This is a genomic window from Roseovarius sp. (assembly GCF_018066915.1).
Classification (GTDB): domain Bacteria; phylum Pseudomonadota; class Alphaproteobacteria; order Rhodobacterales; family Rhodobacteraceae; genus Roseovarius.
Genome location: NZ_JAGPVV010000103.1, coordinates 1 through 6858, shown reverse-complemented (window position 1 = coordinate 6858; position 6858 = coordinate 1). Strand labels below are relative to the sequence as shown.

The 6858-nt window shown below is 62.3% G+C and carries 7 protein-coding genes; all 7 read right to left on the bottom strand.

Annotation, left to right across the window (positions count from 1 at the left end; genetic code table 11):
* Positions 1–4 precede the first annotated feature (4 nt).
* Complete coding sequence (locus KBT70_RS05755) at positions 5–1213, bottom strand: formate dehydrogenase subunit gamma (protein WP_296629644.1); 1209 nt, start codon at positions 1211–1213, stop codon at positions 5–7.
* A 131-nt stretch (positions 1214–1344) separates the two neighbouring features.
* Positions 1345–1941, bottom strand: coding sequence for a formate dehydrogenase FDH3 subunit beta (fdh3B, locus tag KBT70_RS05750; protein WP_008279844.1), 597 nt, complete (start codon positions 1939–1941; stop codon positions 1345–1347).
* Positions 1942–1953: 12 nt separating this feature from the next.
* The gene (locus tag KBT70_RS05745) at positions 1954–4839 is read right to left on the bottom strand and encodes a formate dehydrogenase subunit alpha (RefSeq protein WP_296629643.1); all 2886 of its coding nucleotides are present in this window, start codon (positions 4837–4839) and stop codon (positions 1954–1956) included.
* A gap of 99 nt (positions 4840–4938) precedes the next feature.
* Entirely contained in the window at positions 4939–5130 is a 192-nt protein-coding gene (locus KBT70_RS05740) for a ubiquinol-cytochrome c reductase iron-sulfur subunit N-terminal domain-containing protein (protein WP_296629640.1), read from the bottom strand.
* Positions 5131–5183: 53 nt separating this feature from the next.
* Positions 5184–5813 carry a molecular chaperone TorD family protein gene (locus KBT70_RS05735; protein ID WP_296629637.1) on the bottom strand — a complete coding sequence of 210 codons (630 nt, stop codon included), beginning with the start codon at positions 5811–5813 and terminating at the stop codon, positions 5184–5186.
* Complete coding sequence (locus KBT70_RS05730; RefSeq protein WP_296629635.1) at positions 5810–6436, bottom strand: DUF3306 domain-containing protein; 627 nt, start codon at positions 6434–6436, stop codon at positions 5810–5812. Before KBT70_RS05730 ends, KBT70_RS05735 begins: the two co-directional genes overlap by 4 nt.
* A partial coding sequence (locus tag KBT70_RS05725) for a DUF3305 domain-containing protein (RefSeq protein WP_296629634.1) occupies positions 6433–6858 on the bottom strand: 426 nt, incomplete at its 5' end. The genes KBT70_RS05725 and KBT70_RS05730, both read right to left, overlap by 4 nt.

Here is a 6858-nt window from a genome sequence, read left to right as displayed (position 1 = left end):
ATGGTTACTCCGCAGGATGCGCGGCCTTGCCATGATCAGGCGCGTGGCCTTTCTCCTGCAACTCCTTGAGCCACAGACCATGATGCTCGCGCGCCCATTGCTCTTCGACCTCACCAGACCCCATGGCGTCAAACGCACCTTCCATGCCGACCGAGCCGATATAGATATGCGCCAGAATAATCGCGGTCAGCACAAAAGCCATGATCGAATGCCAGAGCGTCGCCAGTTGCATTTCCTCATGCGGGGCCAGCATCACCGGCAATTCGCCAAAGCCCACCGCCTGCGGCAACCCGGTCTGATTGAGGATGGCAAAGGTCTTGGCGAACATCGGCAATTCGAACGGAAAGAGCAGCGACAGCCCCGAGGCCGAAATCGACGCGCCAAACACGATCACCGCCCAAAAGATCATCTTTTGCCCGGCGTTGAATTTCTTGGCAGGCGGATGCACGCCCTTGCTGAAAATCCCGCCACCCACCGCCAGCCATTTCAGGTCTGTCCGGTTGGGGATGTTGTGCAGCACCCACATGAAGAACACCATCACGAGACCGAGCATAAAGGCCCAAGAGATGTTGTTATGCACCCATTTCGACCCCACCGCGATGGTCGAGAACGCCTCGTGCCCCAAGAGCGGGATCACCACCATCCGGCCAAAGAGCACCACCAGCCCGGTGATCGCCAGCACCACGAACGAGCCCGCCATCAGCCAATGGCCAAACCGCTCAACCGCCTGAAATCGCGTGACGGTGCGGCCTGTCTTGGCCCCGTCGATCCGGATCTTGCCTCGAATGAGGTAAAACAGCGCCAAGAGCGCCAACGTGCCCCCCAGCAGCCATGCGCCATATGTGGTCAGCGGTCCCTTGCGGAATTCGAGCCAGGTCATGCCGCCGTCTTGAATGAGAACGCGCGCCTCCGGTCCCCCGGTAGAGACCTTCACATCATCCAGCCCATAGCGCAGCGCGCGCCACACTTCGGCATCGGATGCCCCACCCAGAGTGCCCAATTGTCCCGCCATGCCTGCAGCATCGTCCCCGCCCGAGGCGGCATCGCCGCTCTTGGGGGCGACCGTTTCGCCACGCTGCCGGGCCAGAATATCCTCCAGCGTTTGCGCGCCGCCTGTGGCAGAGCGGTCGGGCGCAGAGGTCGTCGGCGTGTCCTGCGCCATGGCGGGCAGTGCGAGCAGAAAACACAAAGCCAAGCTGAGAAATGCGCGCATGATGTCCTCGATCTAAGTCAGGTTTGCCCGAGTTCTTCAAAAGAAATCGGAACGGAAACTTTTGAAGTTTCCGATTGCGTTAGGGCCGATGCCGAAGGTCTGTGCGACCTCCGGCACCGGCATCAGCGCGATCAGCCGCCGCTCTGCTGGCCGTAGGCAGAGCCCCAGCCCCAAGCGCCCGAGCCGAAACCACGGGCCACGACGCGCTCGCGGTAGATGGCTGACACAACGTCACCATCCCCTGCCAACAGCGCCTTGGTCGAGCACATTTCGGCGCAGATGGGCAGCTTGCCCTCGGCGATCCGGTTGCGCCCATACTTCTGGAACTCGGCCTCCGAGTGGTTCTCTTCGGGACCACCGGCACAGAAGGTGCACTTGTCCATCTTGCCCCGGCTGCCGAAATTGCCCGCCTGCGGGAATTGCGGCGCACCGAACGGGCACGCATAGAAGCAATAGCCGCAACCGATGCACAGATCCTTGGAGTGCAACACGATGCCCTCCTCGTTCTGGTAGAAGCAATCCACCGGGCAGACCGCCATACAGGGCGCATCCGAACAGTGCATGCAGGCCACCGAGATCGAGCGTTCACCCGGACTGCCGTCGTTGATCGTCACCACCTTGCGGCGGTTGATCCCCCACGGCACCTCGTGCTCGTTCTTACAGGCCGTGACACAGGCGTTGCATTCGATGCAGCGCTCGGCGTCGCAGAGAAACTTTGCTCTTGCCATTCTCTTTCCTCCTTACGCTGGCATGATCTTGCAGAGAGTCGCTTTGGTCTCCTGCATCTGCGTGACCGAGTCGTAGCCATAGGTCTGAGCGGTGTTCGTGCTCTCGCCCAAGACATAGGGGTCGGAACCAGCCGGGTAATTCGCCCTCAGATCCTTGCCCTCGAAATGGCCCCCAAAGTGGAACGGCATGAAGGCCACGCCTTCTGCCACCCGCTCTGTCACCATTGCCATGACCTTGACCTTGCCACCCTCCGGACCTTCGACCCAGACCTGTGCGCCGTCCCGCACGCCGATGTTGTTGGCATCGCGCGGGTTGATTTCGACGAACATATCCTGCTGCAACTCGGCCAGCCACGGGTTGGACCGTGTCTCGTCGCCGCCGCCCTCATATTCGACCAGACGGCCGGAAGTGAGGATGATCGGATAATCCTGAGAGAAGTCATTCTTCTGGATCGAGGCATACATGGTCGGCAGACGCCAGGCCTTGCGGTCCTCGTAGGTCGGATAATCCGCCACCAGATCACGACGGTTCGTGTAGAGAGGTTCGCGATGCAACGGCACCGGATCGGGGAAGGTCCACACGACCGCCCGCGCCTTGGCGTTGCCAAAGGGCGCACATTCGTGCTTGATCGCCACCCGCTGAATCCCGCCCGAGAGGTCGGTTTTCCAGTTGGCCGCAGGACCGCCCACCGCGTCGATTGCGGCGCGCTCTTCGGCGGTCAGATCGCCATCCCAGCCCAGATCCATCAGCATCTGCATGGTGAATTCCGGATAGCCGTCCTGAATTTCGGACCCCGCCGAATAGACACCCTCTGCCAAGAGGTTCTCGCCTTCGCGCTCCACACCGAAACGGGCACGGAAGGTCAGACCCCCTTTGGAGACCGGCATCGACATATCGTAGAGATTGGCGGTGCCGGGATGGTTCATCTCGGCCGTGCCCCAGCAGGGCCACGGCAGACCGTAGTAATCGCCATCGGCCGGGCCGCCCTTGGCGCGCAACGTGGTGCGGTCAAAGGTGTGCTGGTTGGCCATATGCAGTTTGAGCCGTTCCGGGGATTGGCCGGTATAGCCGATCGTCCACATGCCGCGGTTGAACTCGCGGGTGATGTCTTCGATGTTGGGCTCGCCATTCTCTTCAATCGCGATGTTCCGGAACATCCGGTCATGGAAACCGAATTTCTGGGCAAAGAGCGCCATGATCTCATGGTCCACCTTCGACTCAAAGAGCGGTTCCATGACCTTGTCACGCCACTGAAGCGACCGGTTCGAGGCGGTCACAGAACCGCGCGTCTCGAATTGCGTCGTGGCCGGCAGCAGATACACGCCATCGGTGCGGTCGTTCATGACGGCAGAGACCGTCGGGAACGGATCGACCACGACCAGCATATCCAGCTTTTCCATGGCGGTTTTCATTTCCTTGCCGCGCGTCTGGCTGTTGGGCGCATGCCCCCAGAGAACCATGGCCCGCACGTTGTCGGGCTGATCCATGTTCTCCTTGTCTTCGAGCACCCCGTCGATCCAGCGGCTGACGGTGATCCCGCTGAGGTTCATGATCTTGGTTTCGCCGATTGTGACGTCAGCAAAGCGGCCCTTGAGCCAGTCAAGTTCCTCTTCCCAGACGCGCGCCCAATGGGCCCATGACCCTTCCGCCAGACCGTAATAGCCGGGAAGCGAATCCGCCAGAACGCCAAAGTCCGTGGCACCCTGCACGTTGTCATGGCCACGGAAAATATTGGTCCCGCCGCCTGCCGTGCCCATGTTGCCCAGCGCAAGTTGCAGGATGCAATAGGCGCGCACATTGTTGTTGCCCGTGCTGTGCTGCGTGCCACCCATGCACCACACAACGGTGCCCGGACGGTTGTTGGCCAGTGTCCGTGCCACCCGGCGGAGTTGGTCGCCCGGCGTGCCGGTGACGCGCTCCACCTCTTCAGGTGTCCACTTTTTCACCTCGTCCTTGATCTGCTCCATCCCCCAGACGCGGGTGCGGATGAATTCCTTGTCCTCCCAGCCATTCTCGAAAATGTGCCACAGGATACCCCAGACCAGCGCCACGTCCGAACCGGGGCGGAACCGCACATATTCGTCGGCATGCGCCGCCGTGCGGGTGAACCGCGGGTCGCACACGATCAGCGGTGCGTTGTTCTCTTCCTTGGCCTTTAGGATATGCAACAGGCTGACCGGGTGCGCCTCGGCGGGGTTGCCCCCGATGATAAAGATCGCCTTGGATTTGTGCATGTCGTTGTAGCTGTTGGTCATGGCGCCGTAGCCCCATGTGTTCGCAACACCCGCAACGGTGGTCGAGTGACAGATCCGCGCCTGGTGGTCGATGTTGTTCGTGCCCCAATAGGCCGCGAACTTGCGGAAGAGATAGGATTGTTCGTTGTTATGCTTGGCAGACCCCAGCCAATAGACGGAATCCGGACCGCTCTCTTCGCGGATCTTCATCATGCCGTCGCCGATCTCGTTGATCGCCTGCTCCCAGCTGATGCGTTTCCACTCTCCACCCTCTTTCTTCATCGGGTATTTGAGACGACGCTCGCCATGGGCATGCTCGCGCACGGCGGCCCCTTTGGCGCAATGCGCGCCCAGATTGAACGGGCTGTCCCAACCGGGCTCCTGCCCCGTCCAGACACCATTCTGCACCTCGGCCACGACCGTGCAACCGACCGAGCAATGGGTGCAGACGGATTTCACCGTCTGTACCGCTGCCGTGGCCGCACTCTGTGCGTTGGCGCGGGTCACGGTGCCCCCCATGGCACCAATTGCGGCCAGGCCACCGATGGCCAGTCCGCTGCCGCGCAGGAACGCGCGACGGTCAACCGAGGTTCCGGCGACCTCGGACAGGATACTGGTCCGCTGGGGGCGACGTGCAACCCCGTTGGTCTTTTTCCTCAACATGTTTCTCTCTCCTCCCTGGGCCCTCTTGGGCTGGGTACTGCGATTGTCCCTGACGTTGCGGGCATTATGCCTTGCGCCAGTGTTGACGGGCGTCCGATCCTAGAAGCGGGCACTCTCGAAATAGGCGCGGGTATGCGCGGTGTCCTGCATCCGGTCCGATGTCAGGTCAGGCTCTGCGGCCTGCGCCTCGCCAGCCGTGACCATGGTTGCGACCGCGACAGCGGGCGCGCCGGTGGCGGCCAGTTTGAGGAAATCACGGCGGCTGCTGCCAGCCTCGTTCTTCCGGGTCATGAAGGTTCCCTCCCCTCGTTGTGACGGATCGCTCCGCCGGTTGCGATACGGGCTTACGCCCCGCTCATTCGAAAGCCCTGCGCCTCGATCTCCATGAACACCCGACCGACTGCGCCGACCGAGGCATAGAGAACCGAACTGTTCGCAGCCTCCAAATCCGTGAAAAAATGCCCGGCCCAAGGGCCGATATGCTTGCCAAAGAACGCCTGTTGATCGCCCAGTGTCGCAGGCTTGCCGAAACGCCCCCGAATGAGCCCGGCCATCATCTCCATCAGCGAGGCGATATTGTCCTCAGGCTCGTAAACATTCTGCGCGCGGGTCATGCCGCGAGCGGCCATGTCGCGGCGCAGCCCCGCCAAGGGCTTCTCATTGAGAAACCCGGTGAGGTAATAGCTCGCATAGGGCAGCAACTCGCCCCGTCCCAACCCGATGAAGAGCGCGTTGAACTCGCGCTCGACACCGGCGGGTTTGCTCACCCCAGCCACACGGGCCAAGGCGGTCACGGCCTCGCCCAATCGCGTGGCATCGCCGCTCAGCGCGGCGGTCTGCGCCAACAGCGCCTCGCCCGGCGGGCGGGCCAAAATGGCCGCGAGAAAATCATAGAGATCAGCGCGCAGCGCGTCCTCTGCGGCAATCTCTGGCAACGCCGTCTCTTGAGTCATCAGCGCCTCGGATTGGGTCATGCGGATACTCCAGACTGATCGTCAAATTGAAACCGCATCCTGCGGCGCGGCGGCAGCGGCGCATCGTCTTCCGCTGTCATTGTCTCGGGTTCGGCGACCGAGGACGCGCGTTCGGGTGCCATTTCAGCCTCTGCGGCTTCGGGGTCTTCCACCAAAGCGTCAGACACCGCCTCGACCTCGGGCACCTCCGGCATCTCAGGCCCCTTGGCCAGTGCCTCGGCCTGACGTGCCATTTCCTGCACATGCACCAGCATGCCCTTGCCGACCTGATACGTCGTCTTCATATCCGGCACCACCATAGCCGCATCGGTGAAATCGTCAGCGTAATCGACCAGCCCATCGAGATTGGCCAGAACTGGATTGCTGACCCAGAGCCGCCGCAGCGCCCGCCGCCGCAACCGCTCGGGCACGGCCTTGTCCATAAAGGCGCGAAAATCATCGCCCATTTGCAAGGCATCCGGGTCAGGCAGGCCCAGTTCCTCACAGAGTTCCGCGTCGGTCTTTTCCTCAAGCTCGGCGTCTCGGGCCGCAAGCGCGCGCTCTTCCTCCAGACGCGCCTCCTCGCGCGCCTCCGCCTCGACCCGCGCCTTGCGGCGGGACCAGAAATCGCCCCCCCGGCTCAATTCAGCCTCCCCCGGCGCATCCGCTCGGGCGTGGCAAAGACGTCGCGCGCCTGCACGATCCGCGCATCCCCGATCCCGTCTTGCGACGCGCCTTCGTCCCGCTTGTCGCGGCGGCGCTTCTGAAATGCCTCTTCCTGATGATGCGCCTCGACAAAATCGCGGACGAGCGCCACCAGCCCCTCGGGCATCGGCACTTTTTCCACGATGTCATCGCCGTTGTCGGCATAATCCTGAGCCTCAAAAGGCGAGGCCGTGACCAGCACCACCTCATAAGGCGCGCGCTCTACATCAGCATTGGGCCGATTCCGCATGATCACGAACACCGACGGCACTCGTGCGGACAACCCCTGCAAATAGGCCTCGGTCTGGGTGTGATGCAGATCAAGAAGCACGGTCGCGGCGTGAAAATCCACCGCGTCCCC

What these genes read in the sequence shown, in the direction of transcription:
- KBT70_RS05755 (WP_296629644.1), bottom strand. Translation starts at nt 1,213, where the DNA reads ATGCGCGCATTTCTCAGCTTGGCTTTGTGTTTTCTGCTCGCACTGCCC.
- fdh3B (WP_008279844.1), bottom strand. Translation starts at nt 1,941, where the DNA reads ATGGCAAGAGCAAAGTTTCTCTGCGACGCCGAGCGCTGCATCGAATGC.
- KBT70_RS05745 (WP_296629643.1), bottom strand. Translation starts at nt 4,839, where the DNA reads ATGTTGAGGAAAAAGACCAACGGGGTTGCACGTCGCCCCCAGCGGACC.
- KBT70_RS05740 (WP_296629640.1), bottom strand. Translation starts at nt 5,130, where the DNA reads ATGACCCGGAAGAACGAGGCTGGCAGCAGCCGCCGTGATTTCCTCAAA.
- KBT70_RS05735 (WP_296629637.1), bottom strand. Translation starts at nt 5,813, where the DNA reads ATGACCCAATCCGAGGCGCTGATGACTCAAGAGACGGCGTTGCCAGAG.